We start from the raw sequence: 18270 nt of genomic DNA, 5'->3' as shown, positions 1-18270 counted from the left end.
CCCGATGCAGGACCTGGCGGAAAAGGCGGGACAGAACAGGACGGGGCGGGATGTGGATCTGAGTCGGTTTCGCCGTGATTACCTGAAGGGCGGGCTGTCGCGCTCGAGCCTCGCCCCCGATCCGGTCCGTCAGTTCACCGCCTGGTTCGAACAGGCCCGGGCCACCGATATCGCCGAACCCACCGCCATGGTCCTGGCGACCGTCGATGCCGACGGCCAGCCCAGCCAGCGGGCGGTGTTGCTGAAATACTACGACGACAGCGGGCTGGTCTTCTTCACCAACTACGACAGCCGCAAGGCCCGGGAGATGGCGATCAATCCCCGGGTCAGCCTCCACTTCCTCTGGCTCGAACTGGAGCGCCAGATCCGGATCAACGGCATCGCCAGCCGGATTTCGGTAGCCGAGTCGGCCAGGTATTTCATGTCGCGGCCCAAGGACAGCCAGGTTGCGGCCTGGGTGTCGAGCCAGAGCCATCCCCTGTCGTCGCGGCGGATGCTGCTGCAGAAGTTTCAGGAAATGAAGCGGAAGATCGGCGAGGGCAAGGTGCCGCTCCCCTCTTTCTGGGGCGGATACCGGGTGCGGCCGGAGGAGGTCGAGTTCTGGCAGGGCCGGAAGAACCGGCTGCACGACCGCTTCCTCTACACCCGCAACGACGGCGGCGACGGCTGGAAGATCGAACGCCTGGCCCCGTAACCTGTCCCGTATCTCCTCATCCCTTGATCACCGCCAGCGGCTGCAGGCGGGTGACGATCTCAACCAGGTCCAGCTGGTTGGCCATCACCACCTCGATATCCTTGTAGGCCCCGGCGGCCTCCTCCAGGTCCCTTCGTCCCCGGATGGCGTGGAGGATCTGCCGTTCCTCCAGTCGCTGGATCTCCGCCTTGAGATCGAGCTGCCGCTGCGCCTGCTTGCGGCCGAGGCGGCGGCCGGCGCCGTGCGAGCAGGATGAAAAGCTGTCGACGTTGCCCAGTCCCCGGACGATATAGCTGGCCGTCCCCTGGGAGCCGGGGACGATCCCGGTCTCGCCGCGGCCGGCCCTGGTCGCCCCCTTGCGATGCACCAGGACCTCGCGGCCGAAGTGGGTCTCGGCGGCGGCGTAGTTGTGGGCCACGTCGACCGGCGGGGCGAAGGACACCGGGGCGCAGTAGTGCTGCAGGATGTCCTCGACCCGCTCCATCATCAGTCGCCGGTTGGCCCGGGCGAAATCGACGCAGTAGCGCATCTCCTGGAGGTAGCGCAAGGCCACCGGGAGGTCGAGCGGCAGGAAGGCCAGCTGTCGCTCGGCGGCGAAGGCGCTCCCCTTTTTGCGGTTCAGCTCGATCGCCAGTTCGTTGTAATGATTGGCCACCCAGAACCCGATGTTGCGGCTGCCGGAATGGATCATGATCCAGATATGGCGGTCGTCCGCCTGCTGGATCTCGATGAAGTGATTGCCGCCGCCGAGGGTGCCGATCTGGGTCAGGGCATTGTCGTACTCCCTGCTGACGATCGGCAGCGCCGCGATATCGATCCCCGGCGGCGGTTCGGGCATCCGCCTGACACTCTGTTTGTTGCGGTGATGGGAGAAGCCGACCGGAATCGCCAGGCGGATGGCGCCGAGGATCGACTTGAGGGTCTTCCGGTCGATCGCGGTGAGCGAGGTCCGGACGGCGCAGACCCCGCAGCCGATATCGACGCCGACGGCGTTCGGGATGACGACGTCCCTGGTCGCGGCGACACCGCCGATCGGCATGCCGAAGCCGACGTGGGCATCGGCCATGATGGCGATATGGCTGTGGATGAAAGGCAGGGCGGCGAGGTTGCGCGCCTGGGTCAGGGTGTCCTCGTCGATATCCTTGAGCCAGAGCTTGATCGGGTGTTTCTCGGTGGTGATGCTGCGTTCCATGATCGTAGCTCCCGATGGCGGTGGTCGCCGGGTGGACGGTCCCCGGCAGAGGCTATTCCCGTTGCGAGATCTCCAGCAGGACCTCTTCCAGCAACTGCCGCAGATCACTCTCTCTCCGCAGCGCATCGTTCCCCCCGTCCTGCTGCAGGCCCCGGAAATAGGCAGTGCAGATCCTGATCCGACCCGGCGACCAGTTCCTGGTGAAGCCCATCTGGTCCGGCGCCGGTCCCTCTGCGGCCCCCCCCGTGTCGTAATCCCGGCGGCCATGGGCCCAGTTGATGGTATGGGAGTAGAACAGCAGGGCCCGGTTGAGCAGGACGAACAGCAGGTTGATCGAGTTGACCGGGCCGATCTGCAGCTGCTGTCCCCCCAATTTGATCCCCATGATGGAGGCGTTGGCCGAGATGGTCTCGCCGCCCAGTAGCGCCCCGAGGGCGCCGATGGCCCCGCCCAGCGCGGCGTAGACGCCCATGCTGAGACCGGCATGAGCGGCATCGAGACCGACGCCGACGGCAGCCCCGCCAATGCCGCCGATGATCGCCAGCTGCTTTTTCGAGAGGCCGAGGACCTGCCAGGTCCGATCGTTGAACAGGTCCTCGCGCAGGATCGAACGGGGGGGAAGACGGTAGTCGAAGATATGGTGGCGGTAGAGCGATCTGATCTGCTGGTGGGTCCTCTTTTCGATCTCCGCCAGGTTCTGGTTGAATTGGCGGACCAGTTCCTCCTCCCGGCGGCCGGCGGCGGATTGGTCGCCGGCATCGACGGTCAGGCGGTAGCGGAGGCAGTCGTTGAGCATGGCGATGATGTGGTCGGCGGTGGCGCGGTTGCGCGCCGTCCAGTCGCGCTGAAAGGCGGTGATCACCTGGCCGAGCACCGGCTGCCAGTCCTGGTCGATCGACTGCAGGGCGGTGAGCAGCAGGATCCGTTCGGCATAGGTGGCCCGATGGGCATTGAATACCCGGTTGGAGTTGAAGGCCTTGCGGAATTCGTCCTTCCACTCCTGCAGGTACCGCTCGCCCTGGTCCTTGCAGTTGATGATCGCCATCCGCGGCCGACCGGTGAGGCGCAGGATCTCCATCTCCTCGCGGTCGACGTTGCGGACCGGGCGGGAGCCGTCGACCACGTAGATGATGCCGGCCCCGCGTTCGACCGGCAGCAGCAGTTCCCGGTCGTCGCTCAGTTCGGGGATGTTTTTTACCTGTTCCCGGAACCGGCGGATGATATTGCCGCTGTCGCCGGCCATCCCCTGCAGCATGCTGAGGACCCTGGCGGGGTTCTGGAACCCGGGGGTGTCGGTGAAGCGGAGGACCTCGCGGCCGTCGATGACGACCGGGAAGGTCCGGCAGCGGGTAGTCTCGCCGGGAGTCGGGCTGACCCGTACCGAATCATCCTCGGCAAGGGTCGACAGGACCGAGGACTTGCCCTCGTTGGGGTGGCCCATGATGGCGATCTCAGGTGTCATCGGTTCCCGTAGCGGAGGTTGAGGCAGGAGACGGTGCCGGAGAGAGGCTCCCTGTCGCCGGCCGGTGGTGAACGGGGGCGATGTCGAGGAACGGATCGCCGAGGGCGGAGATCTTCCTGGTCCAGACCAGCCAGTCCCCCTCGGGGATCACCGGGGTGGCGGCGGCCGTGTCCGGGCGTCCGAGGAGTTCGATGAGGATCGGGACGTTCGGGCCGATGGCCTGCCGGATCTCGCCGAGGAAGGAGAGGAAGGCAATCAGCGGCGGCATCCAGGATTCCATCAGTATAAGGATGCCGCCGTCGCCTGTCCAGTCGCGCTGCCGCAGGTCGTTCAGCACCTCCCGGTCCTTGTCGTAATTCTCCATGAACCTGATGGTCCCGCCATGGCTGAAGCCGTGCTGGTCGAGAAGACGGAGGGGCTCGGCCGCCGCGAAGGCGGGGGCGAGATCTTCGGGAATCAGCACCACCATCCGCCGGTCTCGCATCGATTGCGCCGGCATCTCGTCGGCGGCGACCGTCTCCGATACGGGTTCCGCGGCCGGCGGTCCCGGCTCGGGGGCGGCCTGGGTGGAGACCGTGGGGGTCTGCATCCGCTGCAGCAGGTTGAGGCAGGGAGGATGGCGAAAGCTGAGGCGGTTGAGGCAGCGGCGCTGGATGATCAGGGCGGCGGCATAGAGGATGATGCGGGGGAGCAGGCCGTAGACGAGCAGGCAGAGAACGAGAAAGGGCCACCAGGAGACCAGGTCGCTGGTGGCGAGGGCCGAAATGCCATCCTTGAGGATGATCCGGCTGCCCTCGATGGCGGCCAGGCTCGGGTAGCCGGTGTTCTCGGGACAACACCACGACCAGGGCAGCGAGATCAGGGCGACGAGCCGATGCAGGGCCTGGGCGCTGAACTGGACGGTGGACTGCCAGCCGAAGGCGATGTCGGAGGTCAGGATCCGGAACAGCGTCGCCGCCAGCAGACCGGTGTTCATGGCGATGGCCAGCATCTGGAGGAGGGCGAACAACGGCCAGAAGAAGAGCGAGCCGTAGATCCGTTGCGCACTCTTGAGCAGACCGAGGGAGGCGGCGAGACTGTCCCGCGAATCGGCCCACATCCGGCCGAGGAGGTTGCGGTGGCCCCAGAGGATGGTCCTGATGACCAGGTCGGCCATCAGGCGAATCGCCAGCGGCGGCGAGATTCTTCGATGCCGCAGCAGCGAGCGCAGGCCGGCCGACAGGAGAAGGGCGACGAGGACGAGGACCTGGGTGAAGATGAAGAAGACAAGGAAGGAAAAGATGTTCACCGGGGTCGTGCCGGCGTAGTTGAAAAAGCCGAGACCGATCATCGAGCCGAAAAACAGACCGGCGACCAGGATGACCAGCCTCAGGGTCCGGTGGGCCTCGATGAACAGGGCGCCGGGGCTGAGGCTGCCCCGGGCGCCGAATTCCGTCCGCCGCCGGTGCTCCAGCCAGAGATGGAGGAGCCGGCCGGAGTTCTGGCCGGTTGCCGTCGTCGCCAGGGTCGGTTCAATATGGCGGAGGAAGATATCACGATCCCGCTGAACCAAAGATCCGTTCCGCATGGTCGAGTCCTTGTGGAAAAAAAACTCGAGATCGAAGATATCCTTGTAGTTCCATAGGGGTTTCATGATGGCAACTATACCAAATGGAATATGCCCTTTCCCCTGTTATTCACCGACCCCGAAGATTTTCCACGCCCTTGCCGCCTGCGGGGCAACAGAGCCGCCGGAGTTCGCCTCCCTACTTTCCTTCGAGGATCATCCGGCTCTTCCTGACCGCGCAGAGGTCGCCGCACATGGTGCAGACCTCCTGGTCGCCGGGCTGCGACGAGGCCCGGTAGGCCCGGGCCTTGTCGGGGTCGATGGCCAGGTCGAACATCCGCTGCCAGTCGAGGTCCTTGCGGGCCCGGCTCATCTCGTTGTCCCAGTTTATGGCGCCGGGCAGCCCCTTGGCGACGTCGGCGGCATGGGCGGCGATCCGCGCGGCGATGATTCCCTCCTTCATGTCGTTCATGTCCGGCAGCCGCAGGTGCTCGGCCGGGGTCACGTAACAGAGGAAATCGGCGCCGTGGGCGGCGGCCAGGGCCCCGCCGATGGCCGAGGTGATGTGATCGTAGCCGGGGGCGACATCGGTCACCAGCGGGCCGAGGACGTAGAACGGGGCGCCGTGGCACAGTTTCTTCTGCAGCTGCATGTTGGTGACGACCTCGTTGAGCGGCACATGGCCGGGCCCCTCGACCATGACCTGGACATCGGCCTGCCAGGCCCGCCGGGTCAGCTCGCCGAGGACGATCAGTTCCTGGATCTGGGCGGCATCGGTGGCGTCGTGGAGGCTGCCGGGCCGCAGACCGTCGCCGAGGCTCAACGTGATGTCGAATTCGCGGCACAGCGTAAGCAGCCGGTCGTAGTGGGTGAGGAACGGATTTTCCTGATTGTTTTCGGTCATCCACTGCAGCAATAGCGAGCCGCCGCGGCTGACGATGTGGGTCAGGCGGGGGTTGCGGCGCAGGCGGGCAATGGCGTCGCTGGTCAGGCCGGCGTGGATGGTCATGAAATCGACCCCGTCTTCGGCATGGATGCGGACCACGTCGAAGAAGTCGTTCACCGAGATGCGGCCGACGTCCTTGCCGTACCGGGCCACCGCATCGTAGACCGGGACCGTGCCGATCATCATCGGACTGGCGGCGATCAGCCGCCGCCTGAAGCCCCGGGTGTCGCCACAGGTGCTGAGATCCATCAGGGCGTCGGTCTTGAGGTCGAGGGCGAGGCGGACCTTGGCCATCTCCGCCTCGATGTCGCAGCAGTCCTCCGAGACCCCGAGGTTGACGTTGACCTTGGTGGAGAGCCCGGCACCGATGGCCCTGGCCCGCAGATTGGTATGATTGCGGTTGGCGGGGATGGCGATGGTCCCGGCCGCGACCCGTTCGAGCAGCTCGGCCTCGCCGATCGGTTCGTCGGCCAGCACCTGCCGCATCTCTTTGGTGACAAGGCCCTGGCGGGCGGCGGCCATCTGGGTGGGGGTGGTCATGGGCAAATCTCCTGTAGGGAAAGAATGATCGGGGTTCAGGGTTGGGTGGCGAGGGGGCCGGCCTGCTCCAGGATGGCGCGCAGGCCGCGGACGGCGGCGGCGATGTCGGTCGCCCCGACGATGGCGGTCACCAGACAGACGGTTGTCGCCCCGTGGCGCACCACCTCGGGAAGGTTGTGCTCCTTGATCCCGCCGATGGCGACGAAGGGCAGGGGGCAGGAACTGACGACATGGTCGAGGTAGGCCAGGCCGACCGGGGCGCAGACATCCTCCTTGGTGGCGGTGGCGAAGATCGGGCCGACGCCGATGTAATCGGCCCCGGCGCCGACGGCGGCCGCGGCCTGGGCCGGGCTGTGGGTCGAGAGGCCGATGATCCGGTCGGGACCGAGCAGGCGGCGGACCTCGGCCACCGGCAGGTCGTCCTGGCCGACATGGACGCCGTCGGCATCGACCAGCAGCGCCAGATCGACATGGTCGTTGACGATGAAGGGGATGCCGGCTTCCCGGGTCAGATCCCGGAGCTGCCGGCATTCATCGAGCATCGCCCGCTGGCTCTTGGCCGGGCGTTTCTCGCGGTACTGGAGGACGGCGATGCCGCCCGCGATCATCGCCTTCGCCACCTCGATGGTGCTGCGGCCGCGGGAGTATTTCTCGGCGGTGATGCCGTAGATGCCGGGCGGGAGCACCCGGCGGGGCTTATTGCTGTCCATGATAGCCACCTTCACGCAGAATGATTTCGGTCATGCGGCAGGCCACTGCCGCCACCTTGTGGGCAAAGAGCGGCAGCCGGACGCAGTCGGAGCGGAAATCGCCGACGATATGGCAGCTGCCGAGCCGCCGCACCCGGATGCCGTCGAGGTCGCTGCCGGCGATGCCGCAGGCCGAGACCACGGTCCGGCCACTTGCGGTCAGGGCCTCGAGCAGCATCTTCTTGGCCCCGGCCTGATCGAGCCCCTCCACCACCAGCCGGCAGTCGCCGAGGAGCGCGAGGCAGTTGGCGCCATCGAGCCGGACCGCCACGGTCTCGATGTCGAGGTCGGGGCGGATGCGGCGGAGGTTGAGCGCCAGCGCCTCGACCTTGAGCCGGCCGATCTGGTCGTGGAAATAGAACTGGCGGTTGAGATTGCCGGCCTCGACCCGGTCGAAATCGACGATTTTGAGGGACGCCACCCCGCTGCGCACCAGGTTGACGGCGACGTTGGAGCCGATGCCGCCGGCCCCGGCGATGGCGATTCTCATCCGATCGTGTCCCAATCCTTGAATACCGGCTGGCAGCCGCCGGCGACGATCGCCGCGATCACCTCATCGACCGTCCGGGTGTCGGTGATCTCGAACTGGCGGCTGTCCGGGTCCTCGGCCGCGGCGTAGCCGCCGACCCCGGTCTTGGAGTAGGCCGAGTAGCGGGTGGCGCCGAGATGCAGCAGTTGGTTGCGGAAGCGGGCGCTCTCCCGGGTCGAGATGGTGATGCCGGCCCGCGGCAGGAACAGCCGCAGGGCGGTCAGGAACTGGACGAAGGTGCGGTCGTCGACCAGGCCGGTCGGCTCGAAGGCGGTGCCGGTGCGGTTGAAGCGGGGCAGCGAGAACGACACCTCGGTGTCGAGGAAGGTGTCGGCCAGCCAGCGGCCGTGGAGTGCGGTGAAGAAGATGTCCCGCCGCGGCTCGGCGAGTCCCAGCAGGGCGCCGATGTTGACCGCCCGGAACCCGGCCCGCGCCCCCCGTTCCGGGGCGTCGAGGCGCCAGCGGAAGTCGGTCTTGCGGCCGGCGAGATGGACCCGGCGGTAGACCTCCTCGTCATAGGTCTCCTGGAACAGGGTCATGCCGTCCACCCCCTGCTGCCGCAGCCGGCGGTAGGCTTCCTCCTCGAGCGGGTAGATCTCGAGCGACACCGAGGCGAAATGGCGTTTCAGGCAGGCGGCGACGGCGAGCAGGTAGTCCATCGGCGTCGCCGCCGGCGCTTCGCCGGTGAGAAAGAGGATGTGCTGCATCCCGGTGGCGGCGATGGCCCTGGCCTCGGCCTCGATCTCGGCCAGGCTCAGGGTGCGGCGGTGGATGGAGGTGGTCCGGTTGAAGCCGCAGTAGGCGCAATGGTTGGCGCAGAAATTGGAAACGTAGAGGGGGATGAAGAGCTGGATGGTGTGGCCGAAGTGCTGGACCGTCAGGCGATGGGCCTTCTGCGCCATCGCCTCGAGGCAGACGCTGGCGGCGGGACTGAGCAGGGTCAGCAGGTCGAGTTCGTCGAGCCGGTCGCGCGCGAGCACGCGCCGCACCGCCGCTTCGTCGATCGTGGTGAAAAAGCCGGTGAAGTCGAAGTCCCTGAAGCGCTCGATGAACGAATAAAACGACATGTCCTGCAATCCTCCGATGATGGCCGCGGTCCGGTGGGCGACGGCTATTCCAGAAAGCCGGTCAGCGGCGACGAGGCCCTGGCGGTACTCGATGTCCCCGCCGGTCCGGCGAGCCAGGCGCTGCGCCCGGCCCTGACGGCGAGGTCGAAGGCGAAGCCCATGGCCACCGGATCGGCGGCGGTGGCGATCGCGGTGTTGACCAGCACCGCCGCCGCCCCCATCTCCATCGCCGCCGCCGCCTGCGACGGCAGGCCGATGCCGGCGTCGACGATCACCGGCACCCGGCAGTTGTCTATCAGCTGGGCGATCAGGGCCTTGGTCTCGAGGCCGAGGTTGGAGCCGATCGGCGCTCCCAGCGGCATCACCGCCGCCGCCCCGGCGGCTTCCAGCCGCCGGGCCAGGGTCAGGTCGGGGAGAATGTAGGGCAGGACGACGAAGCCGTCGCCGGCGAGGATCTCGGTCGCCTTCAGGGTCTCGATGGCGTCGGGCATCAGGTATTTCATGTCGGTGATCACCTCGATCTTGATGAAGTCGCCGCAGCCCGCCGTCCGGGCGATCCGGGCGATCCGCACCGCCTCCTCGGCGGTTCGGGCGCCCGAGGTGTTGGGCAGCAGGGTGACCTCGGGGGGGATGAAATCGAGGATGTTTTCCGACCGACCGCTGGAGTCGATCCGCCGCAGGGCGACGGTGATCATCTGGCTGCCGCTGGCCGCCAGCATCGGCGCGATCAGGGCGTTGGCGGCGAATTTGCCGGTGCCGGTGAACAGGCGGTTGGTGAAGCCCTTGGGACCGAGTTGCAGGATATCGTCAGTCATGATCAGCCTCCCCCGACGAAACTCAGCAGTTCGAGGCGGTCGCCGTCCCCGAGCCGGACCTGCGACCACTGTTCCTGGCGGATGATCTTCCCGTTCAGTTCGACGACCAATGCTTCCGGCGGCAGGCCCCTGGCCGCCACCAGTTCGGCGACGCTGCCGGGGGCGCAGCTCTCCTGGCTGCCGTTGACCACGATGTCCATATTGCCGCTCCCCAAAAAAAAAAGCCGTTCACCCGGCGGGGGGTAAACGGCTCGAAAAAAACTGAGGATGAAAACGACAATCCCTTTTCTGGCCGCTTCCCTTCGCCGGTATTACCCGGATCAGGTTCATAGGGTTGGAAAAATTCCTCTCAGCGGAGTGCACCCCTAGCGATGGATACAGTGTAAGACGGGAGAGCGGGCTTTGTCAAGCGGATGCCGATGGCGGGGCCAATTTATCCCCCGTTCCGGGCCTCCGGTCACACAGGGGGCGGAGGGGGCGATCCCGGCCCAGGGAACGACTCCGGGCTACAACCAGAATTCGGGGTAGCGCCGGTTTTTCGGGATGTTGTTGATGGCCAGGGCCACGAGCAGCATCACCAGGGCACCGGAGGCGGCCGGCATCAGGACGTAGAGGTAGCCGAGCCGATGGACGCTGTCGCCGCCGATGACCGCGATCAGGGCGGTGGCGCCGCCCGGCGGATGGAGGGTCCGGGTCAGGTGCATCAGGGCGATCGCGGTGGAGACGGCGACCGCCGCCGCCAGCCAGGTCTGGTCGCCGAACCACTGGAAGGCCGTCACCCCGAGGAAGGCGGAGAGGACATGGCCGCCGATCAGGTTGCGCGGCTGGGCCAGGGGGCTGCGGATGGCGCCGTAGATCAGCACCGCCGAGGCCCCGAACGAGCCGATCAGCAGGACCAGACCGCTGGGATCGACCAGCCGGTAATGGAGCAGGGCGACGGCGGTGATGCCGAGAAAGCTGCCGATCCACGACCACCACACCTCGGCCAGACTGACGCGGGGCGGGGCCTGGCCATTGCCCCGCATCTTGGTGAAATATTCCATGGTTCGGTCCTCTAGCGGGTTATGCAATAGGATTGCACAAGGTCGGTCCGGGTGACGATCCCCAAGGGGCGGCCGTCCGGGTCGATGATCGGCAGGCGGTTGATCCTGCGGTCGATGAACAGCCGGGAGATCTCGCCGACGGTGATCTCCGGCCCGGCGGTGACGGGCGGGGCCGTCATCATCTCCCGCACTGCGTGGTTGCGCAGGGCGATGGCCATGCAGCCCTTGGTGGTGAGGCAGTGGGCGATGATGCGGAGGAAGGTGGCCGGCTGTTCCAGCCCCATCCGGGCGAGGAAATCCTTTTCCGAGATCACCCCGACGATCCTGCCGTCGCCGTCGACCACCGGGGCCCCGGAATAGACCTTGTCGGCCAGTTCCTGGGCCGCCTGCTGCAGGTCCATGTCGGCGTCGATGCACTGCACCGGCGCGGTCATGATATCGGCGGCCGTGACCGAGTCCCGCAGCCGCTGCATCGCGTGGTCGAAGGCGAGGCGATAGACCTCCCGAAAATCGCCCGGGCTGATGTCGATGTAGCCCTCGATCTGCCGCATCGCCGCAATGACATCGGGCTCGGCGATCTCGATCGAGGTGCAGCTTGTATCAGGTTTCGTCATGGTGGCTCCCTTGGTTGGATATATCAATCTGTGATATGATTTCATTCAATCATGAAAATAATTTTATGGTTTGACTTAGGTCAATCTTTTTGTCGATTTTCTCCGGTAGAAGGAAAAAAGACAGCACATACTGCCATCGGCATCCATCAGTCTGCGTCGTGGCCATGTAGAGACGATGCGGTCGACGCAGCGGATTGGTTGCGGAGAAAGGTCTGGCAACGGTCACCACTTCACGGGAGGGGAATCAGCATGCATATCGACAGACGGGAATTGTTGCGGGGGCAGCCGGGGCCGGTTGCGCCCTCGCCCTGGAATTGAATTTCTTCCGCTTCATCGATGCCGGAGAGGCCTGCGCCGCCGAGGTCGAACGGCTGGTACGCTCCACCTGTTCGCCCAACTGCACCGGGGCCTGCGGCTTCAAGGCCAGGGTCACGGACGGCCGGATCAGCACCCTGATCCAGGCCGCCGACTATCCCGAGGACTCGTACAATCCGCGCGGCTGCCTGCGCGGCCTGTCGATGATGGACCTGATCTACGGCCGGGATCGGCTCAAGTACCCGCTGATCCGCACCGGCGAGCGGGGCAGCGGCCAGTTCCGGCGGGCCAGCTGGGACGAGGCCCTCGACCATGCGGCCGGCCGGCTGAAGGAGATCACCGCCAAGTACGGGCCGGAGGCGATCGCCGCCACCATCCAGGTCCCCGGCACCGGCTACGTCCAGAAGGGGGCGCTGGTCGCCCTGGCCGGCCCGGCCCGCTGGACCATGCACCACGGCTACGACCAGAACGGCGACCTGCCGATGTTCTGGCCGATGATCTTCGGGGTCCAGAGCGAGGAACTGGAGTCGCTCGAGTGGCTCAACGCCCGGACCACGATGATCTTCGGCTCCAACGTCATCCAGTCCCGGCTGCCCGATGCCCATCACCTGCTCGAGGCCAAGGCCGGGGCCGGGTGGTGGTGGTCGATCCCGATTTCTGCAGCACCGCCGCCAAGGCCGACGAGTGGCTGCCGATCAAGGCCGATACCGATGCCGCCCTGGCACTCGGCATGGCCAGGATCATCATCGAACGCAAACTCTACGATGCCGATTTTCTCCGCGACTTCACCGATTTCCCCATCCTCGTCCGGCAGGACAACGGCAAGCGGCTGCTGGCCGGCGATGTCGGTGCGCTGGCGACGGAGGCCGGGAGCAGAACCATTCCCGAATATCGCCGCCTCTTTGTGATCCGCAGCGGCGGTGACTTCCGCATCCTCGATCCGGAAAACCTGGCCGCAACCCGGGCCGAACTGGAAGGTGAGTTCGAGGTGACCCTGGCCGACGGCAGTTCGGTCAAGGTGGAGACGGTCTTCACCGCCCTGCAGAAGCTGCTGGTTGAATATGACCTCGACAAGGTGGCGGCGATCACCGGTCTCGATCCGCTGCAGATCGAGCGGGTGGCGGTCGACGCCGCCGGCAACACGCCGCTGCATGTCATCTACGGGGCCAGCAACTATCAGTGGTACAACGGCGATCTCAAGGGCCGGGCCCTGTCGCTGTTGCCGGTTCTGACCGGCAGCATCGGCAGGAGCGGGGCCGGCATCTCGACCTATGCCGGTCAGTACCGCATCCGTTTTGACCTCAGGAGCTGGTGGTTTCCGGAGGGCGGAAAACTGAACTGGGTCGCCTATCTCCATTTCCTCCAGGGCAAAGGTCCCAACTATCCGCAGAACGGCATCAAGGCGATGGTCGGGGCCTGGGGCAACCCCTTCGATCAGCACAACATGAGCAATATCCTCAAGGATCGGGCGGCCTCGGGCGAGCTGGAGTTCATCATGACGACCGATTTCCGGATGACCACCAGCTGCCTGTGGTCCGACGTGGTCTTTCCCGCCCCGTCCTGGTACGAAGTCTTCCTCAACGCCGGCGATGCCGCTACGCGCGGCATCAAGGACGGCGATCTGGTGCAGATCCACAACGATCGCGGCAAGACCCGGGCCTATGCCATCCTCGATCCCGGCTGCAGCGCCGGCACGGCGATCTTCGAGGAGGGCTGGTGGTCCCGCTACCTGGCCGGCGAGGGCTACAACTCGCTGACCTTCCCCTGGATCAAACCGCTGCACGAAGTCTATTTCGTCCCCGGCATGTGGTCGCCGACCACGGTGTGGAACGAGTGTCTTGTCGACGTGAGGAGGATGAGCGCATGAAAATGGGCATGGTCATCGATCTGGAAAAATGTATCGGCTGCCGCTCGTGCATGGTGGCCTGCAAACAGCACAACGCCCAGCCGCCGCAGACCTGGCGGAACCGGGTCTTCACCCCGGCAGCCATCGCCACCTGACGCCACCGGCAAGTGGGGTCGAGTTCTTCCTGCCGGTGCACTGCCAGCACTGCGAGAACGCCCCCTGCGAGAAGGTCTGCCCGGTCGGGGCCACGTATCATGCCGCGGACGGGGCGGTGCTGATCGACTACGAGCGCTGCATCGGCTGCCGCTACTGCATGTCGGTCTGCCTCTACGGCGTGCGCCAGTTCAACTGGGAAGATCCGGCCAAGGCCCATCAGCGGTCGGAGTACCAGGAACAGTACCATTACGGCTACCCCGAGGACCACCGCCATGAAGGGCGTCTGGTCTACAGCCCGCTGCGGCCGAAGGGTATTGTCGAGAAATGCACCTTCTGCGCCCAGTACCGCGACCGCGGCGAGCTGCCGGCCTGTGTCCGGGGCTGCCCCGGCAAGGCCCGGTTCGTCGGCGATCTTCATGATCCCGACAGCGACGTCAGCCGGATGATCAAGGGCCGCAACGCCTTTACCCTGCTGCCGGAAAAGGGCACCAAACCGACCGTCTTCTACCTGCCGCCCAAGGCCAATGAGGTATGACCATGTCTCTGAAAATGCGAATTGGCCTGATGTTCAGCGGCGCGCTCTTTCTCGTCGCCATCGCTGCCTGGATCTATCAGCTGAAGGAGGGCCTGATCCTCACCAACCTGCCGAACTCCTACAGCTGGGGGCTGTACATCTCGGGGCTGGCCTTCTTTGTCGGCAATGCCGCCGGCGGCCTGGTCCTGACCTCGTCGATCCACCTGTTCGGGGTGAAGAAGCTCAAGCCGCTGGCCAAGCTCGGCGCCCTGACCGCCTTCGCCAATGTCACCGCGGCGATGCTGATCGTCCTGCCGGACATCGGTAGGCCGATCCGCCTCTACAACTTGCTGCTCCATCCCAACTGGATGTCGCCGCTGGTCTGGGACGTCATCGTCCTCAACCTCTATGCCCTGGCCGCGGCGGTCTATCTCTATATCCTGATGCTGCCCGAGCTGACCGGCCGGCTGGCCTGGCTGGCGATCACGGTCGATGACCCCCGGGCCTTCTCCGACCGGTGGGCCAGGCGGATGGCGCCGGTGGCCCTGCTGTTCGCCATCGGCATCCATGTGGTCACGGCCTGGATCTTCTCGACTCAAGGGGCGCGGGACTGGTGGTTTTCACCGGTCATGGCCCCGGATTTCGTCTCGGTCGCCATCGCCGTCGGCACCACCGTCGTCCTGGTGGCGGCGGCCCTGGCCTACGGTACCGGCGAAAAATACCAGGAGGCGTATCGCATGCTCGGTTTGATCATCTTCATGGCCACCTGCGTCCATATCTTCCTGATGGCCAACGACCTGGTGATTCATGCCTGGTACGGCAATGCCGAGACCCACCGGATCATGGCCGTCGCCTGGGGCGATTTCGGCCTCGCCCATGTCTTCGAGGTCGCCGCGCCCCTGCTCGGCGCCTGGCTGCTGATGCGGCCGCAGATCCTCGGTTCGCTGCCGCGGCTGCTGCTGAACTCGGGTCTGCTCATCGCCGGGGTGTTCGTTCACCGCTTCCTGATCATGCCGGCGGCCTACAACACCATCCCGATGACCATGGCCCCGTTCGGCCTGCCGGACAGCCACTGGTCCCTGCCGATCGCCTCGGGCCGGTTGCTCCCGGGGATGAGCACCTTCCTCGACCAGTATGGCTACTTCCCCTCGCTAATCGAGATCGTCATCCTCCTCGGCATCGGCGCCTATGCGGTGTTCCTGGTCGTGCTGGCGGTCGCCCGGCTGCCGATTCTCTCCCGGGAGCGGTCATGAGCCCCCGAGCCGCAGCGATCGCGGCCGATCTCCGCTGCCTGTCGCTGTTGTTCAGCTACCCCGACGCCGCCTGGGCCTCGCTGCCGGCGCCGGCTGAAAGCGGCGCCCAGGCCGCGGCGCTGCTGGCCCGAATGCGCGCCGTCGACGCCGTCGTCCTGCAGGGCGAATATGTCCGGTTGTTCATCGACGCCATGCCGACCCTGCCGTGCCCGCCCTACGGCTCGGTCCACCTCGAGGGCTCGGTGATGGGCCGGACGACGGTCGAGCTCGCCGCCCGCTATCGCAGGTACGGCCTGGTCTGCGAGGAGGCGGCCGATCATATCGCCGTCGAGTGCGAGTTCCTCGCCCTGCTGCACCGCTTCGTCGGCGATGATGCCTCGGCGGCGGCGGACTGCCGCTTCTTCGTTGATCACCTGCAGAGCTGGGTCGGCACCTTCTTCGATCTCGTCGACCGCCATGATAAGCTCGGCATCTACCGCCAGGCCGCCGCCTTCGGCCGGTCCGTCGTCGCCGCCGCGGGCAGTGGGACGGACGATCCCGGAACGGCAGGTACGCTCCTTCACTGATAGCGGAAATCCCCCTCGACCTCCCCACCGCCGCCACGACCCCGAGCCACCGTCCAGCCTTCCGCGTGGCGGCGCGCCTGTCCTCTTCCGGCGCGGCATTGTGCGGCATAACCATGCAAGCCGAAAGCGGATCGGCGGGTTTTATGGTTTGACTTGGATCGTCACTTTTTTATACACTGAAGGTGGCACATGAACAACAGCCATGTCAGGCACTCATCGGAAATCAAAGCAGGAAGGGGCTTGCCGCCGTCGGGCGGAATGAGTGCGGAATCATTTCTCAAGGGAGGGAGGGATGCGTCTGGGAAACGATGAATCCGGAAGACGAAGATCGCGATCGCTGTTCCTGCCGCTTATCGCCGGGGTCGTGCTGACCGTCGGGGTGGCGATCGCCATGACCGCGACCGATCAGGCGATGTTCTGCGGCAGCTGCCACTCGATGGATGCGGCCGAGCTGACGCACAGCCGGTCGGTCCACGCCGCCCTGGCCTGCAACGACTGCCACGCCCCACACAATCTGCTGGCCAAGATCCCGTTCAAGGCGAAAGAGGGGACGAGGGATGTCGTTGCCACCCTGACCAGTTCCGTCCCCGATCTCATCCATCCGGGTGAAGAGACCAGGCAGGTGATCCAGGGCAACTGCCGGCGCTGCCATAGCGCCACCACCGCCGGCGTGGTGATGCAGAGCAAGCAGTACTGCACCGATTGCCACCGTCATGTCCCCCATTCTTCCAAACTGCCAGTAGCCATGAGGAGTGCCGCCGATGCGTAACCTGCGAACCGTAACCGCGATTGTGACGATGACTGTGGTCCTGATCCTGGCCGGCTGTTCCAGCGAGCCGGCCGAGCCGCGGACCCCGCAATTCAAGACCGGACTGGCCACCGACGAGATCCGCAACTCCGCCTTCAAGGCCGAGTTCCCGTTGCACTACGAGACCTACGAGCGCAACAACGAATCGAAGATCATGACCGAGTACAACGGCTCCGTGGCCTACAACAAGCATGATAACGTCAACCCGCTGCCCGAAGGCTACAATCATGCCCAGCCCTACCTGAAGAACCTCTGGCTCGGCTACCCGTTCAGTTACGAGTATCGGGCGGCGCGCGGTCACACCTACGCGATGAAGGACATCCTCAACATCGACCGGATCAACCGCTACGGTGAGAAGGCCGGTCTGCCGGCGACCTGCATGAACTGCAAGACGGCGAAGATGAACGTCTGGCTCAAGGCTGAGGGCGATGGCTTCTGGGCCAAGGACTTCAACCAGTACCGCGACCAGGTCGACCTGGTCGAGGATACCATCGGCTGCGCCAACTGCCATGATCCGGCGACCATGGAACTGCGGCTCTACTCGGTGCCGCTCAACGATTACCTGAAATCGGTGGGCAAGGACTTCAAGACCCTGCCGCGCAACGACCAGCGGGCCCTGGTCTGCGGTCAGTGCCATGTCGAGTACTATTTCCAGGACAAGAGCTTCGGCCCGGCCAAGAAGCCGGTCTTCCCGTGGGCGAATGGCATGGACCCGGAGCAGATCTACACCTACTACAAGACCAAGGGCGATACGACGATCCCCGGCTTCGAGGGCAACTTCGTCGACTGGGTCCACCCGGTGTCGAAGACGCCGATGCTCAAGGCCCAGCATCCCGAATACGAGACCTGGCAGAACGGCATCCACGGCGCCGCCGGCGTCACCTGCGCCGATTGTCACATGAGTTATGTCCGGATGGACGGCAAGAAGAAGATGTCCAACCATCACTGGACCTCGCCGTTGAAGGACCCGGATCTCAAGGCCTGCCGGCAGTGCCATACCGACAAGTCGCCGGATTACCTGCGGGAGCGGGTGCTCTTCACCCAAAACAAGGTGTGGGAACAGCTGCTGATCGCCCAGGAGATCTCGGTCAAGGCCCACGAGGCGATCCGGCTGGCCGCCGAATACACCGGCGACAAGCCGGCCAACTACGACCAGCTGATGATCGATGCCCGGGAGATGTGCCGCAAGGGCCAGTTCTTCTGGGATCTGGTCTCGGCCGAGAACTCGGTCGGCTTCCACAACCCGACCAAGGCCCTCAACACCCTGGCTCAGTCGCAACGCTACAGCCAGCAGGCGGTCGACATCGCCGTCGAGGCGGCGGCCTTCACCACCGCCAAGGACCTGGCCGGCGACATCAAGAAGATCGTGCCGCCGATCATGAAGCACAGCCGCGAACTGCAGATGGATCCGGAGCATCTGGCCAGCCACGTCTGGCTCAAGTACCTGCCGTTGACGCCGAAGGCCGAAAAGGTGTGGGAAGAGAACCGGCGCCTGGTGCCGGCGGCGACGACCAACTGACGGCAGTCGCCGCCAGTTCACTGCCGGAGTCCTGCATGGGCGGGACTCCGGTGCAGCAGTATCAACCATGATTCCAGGAAGCGGACAGCGAGGGGA

17 protein-coding genes, 2 pseudogenes and 1 riboswitch are annotated in these 18270 nt (G+C 65.6%); of the genes and pseudogenes, 8 read left to right on the top strand and 11 right to left on the bottom strand.

What is annotated here, in order from left to right; all coding sequences use genetic code 11:
- Nucleotides 1-4 precede the first annotated feature (4 nt).
- The gene (pdxH, locus tag ACWGKN_RS11200) at nucleotides 5-694 is read left to right on the top strand and encodes a pyridoxamine 5'-phosphate oxidase (protein WP_452095326.1); all 690 of its coding nucleotides are present in this window, start codon (nucleotides 5-7) and stop codon (nucleotides 692-694) included.
- 16 nt (nucleotides 695-710) lie between these two features.
- On the opposite strand, the gene ACWGKN_RS11195 is transcribed toward pdxH, so the two are convergent.
- The 11 genes from ACWGKN_RS11195 to ACWGKN_RS11145 all read right to left on the bottom strand — a co-directional run bounded on the left by ACWGKN_RS11195 (nucleotide 711) and on the right by ACWGKN_RS11145 (nucleotide 11197).
- Entirely contained in the window at nucleotides 711-1886 is a 1176-nt protein-coding gene (locus ACWGKN_RS11195) for an RtcB family protein (RefSeq protein WP_452095222.1), read from the bottom strand.
- Between the two features lie 52 nt (nucleotides 1887-1938).
- Complete coding sequence (locus ACWGKN_RS11190; protein WP_424253501.1) at nucleotides 1939-3348, bottom strand: GTPase/DUF3482 domain-containing protein; 1410 nt, start codon at nucleotides 3346-3348, stop codon at nucleotides 1939-1941.
- A complete protein-coding gene (locus ACWGKN_RS11185; protein WP_452095221.1) occupies nucleotides 3338-4981 on the bottom strand; it encodes a DUF2868 domain-containing protein in 1644 nt (547 codons plus the stop codon). The genes ACWGKN_RS11190 and ACWGKN_RS11185 overlap by 11 nt, the downstream gene beginning before the upstream one ends.
- 112 nt (nucleotides 4982-5093) lie before the next feature.
- The gene (gene thiC, locus ACWGKN_RS11180) at nucleotides 5094-6380 is read right to left on the bottom strand and encodes a phosphomethylpyrimidine synthase ThiC (RefSeq protein WP_035228853.1); all 1287 of its coding nucleotides are present in this window, start codon (nucleotides 6378-6380) and stop codon (nucleotides 5094-5096) included.
- 35 nt (nucleotides 6381-6415) lie between these two features.
- Complete coding sequence (gene thiE, locus ACWGKN_RS11175) at nucleotides 6416-7090, bottom strand: thiamine phosphate synthase (protein WP_424253497.1); 675 nt, start codon at nucleotides 7088-7090, stop codon at nucleotides 6416-6418.
- Entirely contained in the window at nucleotides 7077-7619 is a 543-nt protein-coding gene (gene thiF / locus ACWGKN_RS11170) for a sulfur carrier protein ThiS adenylyltransferase ThiF (protein ID WP_035228850.1), read from the bottom strand. Before thiF ends, thiE begins: the two co-directional genes overlap by 14 nt.
- Complete coding sequence (gene thiH, locus ACWGKN_RS11165; RefSeq protein WP_452095220.1) at nucleotides 7616-8725, bottom strand: 2-iminoacetate synthase ThiH; 1110 nt, start codon at nucleotides 8723-8725, stop codon at nucleotides 7616-7618. The genes thiF and thiH overlap by 4 nt, the downstream gene beginning before the upstream one ends.
- 44 nt (nucleotides 8726-8769) lie before the next feature.
- A complete protein-coding gene (locus ACWGKN_RS11160) occupies nucleotides 8770-9540 on the bottom strand; it encodes a thiazole synthase (RefSeq protein WP_452095219.1) in 771 nt (256 codons plus the stop codon).
- Between the two features lie 2 nt (nucleotides 9541-9542).
- Nucleotides 9543-9740, bottom strand: coding sequence for a sulfur carrier protein ThiS (gene thiS, locus ACWGKN_RS11155; protein WP_035228849.1), 198 nt, complete (start codon nucleotides 9738-9740; stop codon nucleotides 9543-9545).
- 80 nt (nucleotides 9741-9820) lie between these two features.
- Nucleotides 9821-9917, bottom strand: a riboswitch (TPP riboswitch).
- A gap of 129 nt (nucleotides 9918-10046) precedes the next feature.
- Nucleotides 10047-10583 carry an HPP family protein gene (locus ACWGKN_RS11150; protein ID WP_452095218.1) on the bottom strand — a complete coding sequence of 179 codons (537 nt, stop codon included), beginning with the start codon at nucleotides 10581-10583 and terminating at the stop codon, nucleotides 10047-10049.
- 11 nt (nucleotides 10584-10594) lie between these two features.
- Nucleotides 10595-11197: a CBS domain-containing protein gene (locus tag ACWGKN_RS11145; RefSeq protein WP_452095217.1), complete on the bottom strand. Its 603-nt coding sequence runs from the start codon at nucleotides 11195-11197 to the stop codon at nucleotides 10595-10597.
- Between the two features lie 194 nt (nucleotides 11198-11391).
- On the opposite strand from ACWGKN_RS11145, the pseudogene ACWGKN_RS11140 reads away from it, so the two are divergent.
- From ACWGKN_RS11140 to ACWGKN_RS11110, 7 genes and pseudogenes are all read left to right on the top strand, one after another.
- Nucleotides 11392-12063, top strand: a pseudogene (locus ACWGKN_RS11140) (molybdopterin-dependent oxidoreductase); the annotation flags it as partial.
- Nucleotides 12064-12152: 89 nt separating this feature from the next.
- Nucleotides 12153-13379: a molybdopterin dinucleotide binding domain-containing protein gene (locus ACWGKN_RS11135; protein WP_452095216.1), complete on the top strand. Its 1227-nt coding sequence runs from the start codon at nucleotides 12153-12155 to the stop codon at nucleotides 13377-13379.
- A pseudogene (locus tag ACWGKN_RS11130) lies at nucleotides 13376-14049 on the top strand (4Fe-4S dicluster domain-containing protein). The gene ACWGKN_RS11135 and the pseudogene ACWGKN_RS11130 overlap by 4 nt, the downstream one beginning before the upstream one ends.
- A 2-nt stretch (nucleotides 14050-14051) precedes the next feature.
- A complete protein-coding gene (nrfD, locus tag ACWGKN_RS11125; RefSeq protein ID WP_452095215.1) occupies nucleotides 14052-15281 on the top strand; it encodes an NrfD/PsrC family molybdoenzyme membrane anchor subunit in 1230 nt (409 codons plus the stop codon).
- Complete coding sequence (locus ACWGKN_RS11120; RefSeq protein WP_452095214.1) at nucleotides 15278-15847, top strand: TorD/DmsD family molecular chaperone; 570 nt, start codon at nucleotides 15278-15280, stop codon at nucleotides 15845-15847. Before nrfD ends, ACWGKN_RS11120 begins: the two co-directional genes overlap by 4 nt.
- 292 nt (nucleotides 15848-16139) lie before the next feature.
- Nucleotides 16140-16616, top strand: a complete 477-nt coding sequence (locus ACWGKN_RS11115; protein WP_035234055.1) for a cytochrome c3 family protein — start codon at nucleotides 16140-16142, stop codon at nucleotides 16614-16616.
- Nucleotides 16609-18174: an ammonia-forming cytochrome c nitrite reductase subunit c552 gene (locus tag ACWGKN_RS11110; protein WP_424254404.1), complete on the top strand. Its 1566-nt coding sequence runs from the start codon at nucleotides 16609-16611 to the stop codon at nucleotides 18172-18174. Before ACWGKN_RS11115 ends, ACWGKN_RS11110 begins: the two co-directional genes overlap by 8 nt.
- The last annotated feature ends 96 nt before the right edge of the window (nucleotides 18175-18270 follow it).

The organism is Desulfoprunum sp., from assembly GCF_053613775.1.
Note: the sequence above shows the minus strand (reverse complement) of the source record. Positions and strands in the feature narration are given on the sequence as shown.

Coding starts and splice junctions, on each gene's coding strand:
- ACWGKN_RS11185 (WP_452095221.1), bottom strand. CDS start 4,981: ATGAAACCCCTATGGAACTACAAGGATATCTTCGATCTCGAGTTTTTT.
- ACWGKN_RS11115 (WP_035234055.1), top strand. CDS start 16,140: ATGCGTCTGGGAAACGATGAATCCGGAAGACGAAGATCGCGATCGCTG.
- pdxH (WP_452095326.1), top strand. CDS start 5: ATGCAGGACCTGGCGGAAAAGGCGGGACAGAACAGGACGGGGCGGGAT.
- ACWGKN_RS11195 (WP_452095222.1), bottom strand. CDS start 1,886: ATGGAACGCAGCATCACCACCGAGAAACACCCGATCAAGCTCTGGCTC.
- ACWGKN_RS11145 (WP_452095217.1), bottom strand. CDS start 11,197: ATGACGAAACCTGATACAAGCTGCACCTCGATCGAGATCGCCGAGCCC.
- thiS (WP_035228849.1), bottom strand. CDS start 9,740: ATGGACATCGTGGTCAACGGCAGCCAGGAGAGCTGCGCCCCCGGCAGC.
- thiE (WP_424253497.1), bottom strand. CDS start 7,090: ATGGACAGCAATAAGCCCCGCCGGGTGCTCCCGCCCGGCATCTACGGC.
- ACWGKN_RS11110 (WP_424254404.1), top strand. CDS start 16,609: ATGCGTAACCTGCGAACCGTAACCGCGATTGTGACGATGACTGTGGTC.
- ACWGKN_RS11190 (WP_424253501.1), bottom strand. CDS start 3,348: ATGACACCTGAGATCGCCATCATGGGCCACCCCAACGAGGGCAAGTCC.
- nrfD (WP_452095215.1), top strand. CDS start 14,052: ATGTCTCTGAAAATGCGAATTGGCCTGATGTTCAGCGGCGCGCTCTTT.
- ACWGKN_RS11160 (WP_452095219.1), bottom strand. CDS start 9,540: ATGACTGACGATATCCTGCAACTCGGTCCCAAGGGCTTCACCAACCGC.
- ACWGKN_RS11120 (WP_452095214.1), top strand. CDS start 15,278: ATGAGCCCCCGAGCCGCAGCGATCGCGGCCGATCTCCGCTGCCTGTCG.
- thiF (WP_035228850.1), bottom strand. CDS start 7,619: ATGAGAATCGCCATCGCCGGGGCCGGCGGCATCGGCTCCAACGTCGCC.
- thiH (WP_452095220.1), bottom strand. CDS start 8,725: ATGTCGTTTTATTCGTTCATCGAGCGCTTCAGGGACTTCGACTTCACC.
- thiC (WP_035228853.1), bottom strand. CDS start 6,380: ATGACCACCCCCACCCAGATGGCCGCCGCCCGCCAGGGCCTTGTCACC.
- ACWGKN_RS11150 (WP_452095218.1), bottom strand. CDS start 10,583: ATGGAATATTTCACCAAGATGCGGGGCAATGGCCAGGCCCCGCCCCGC.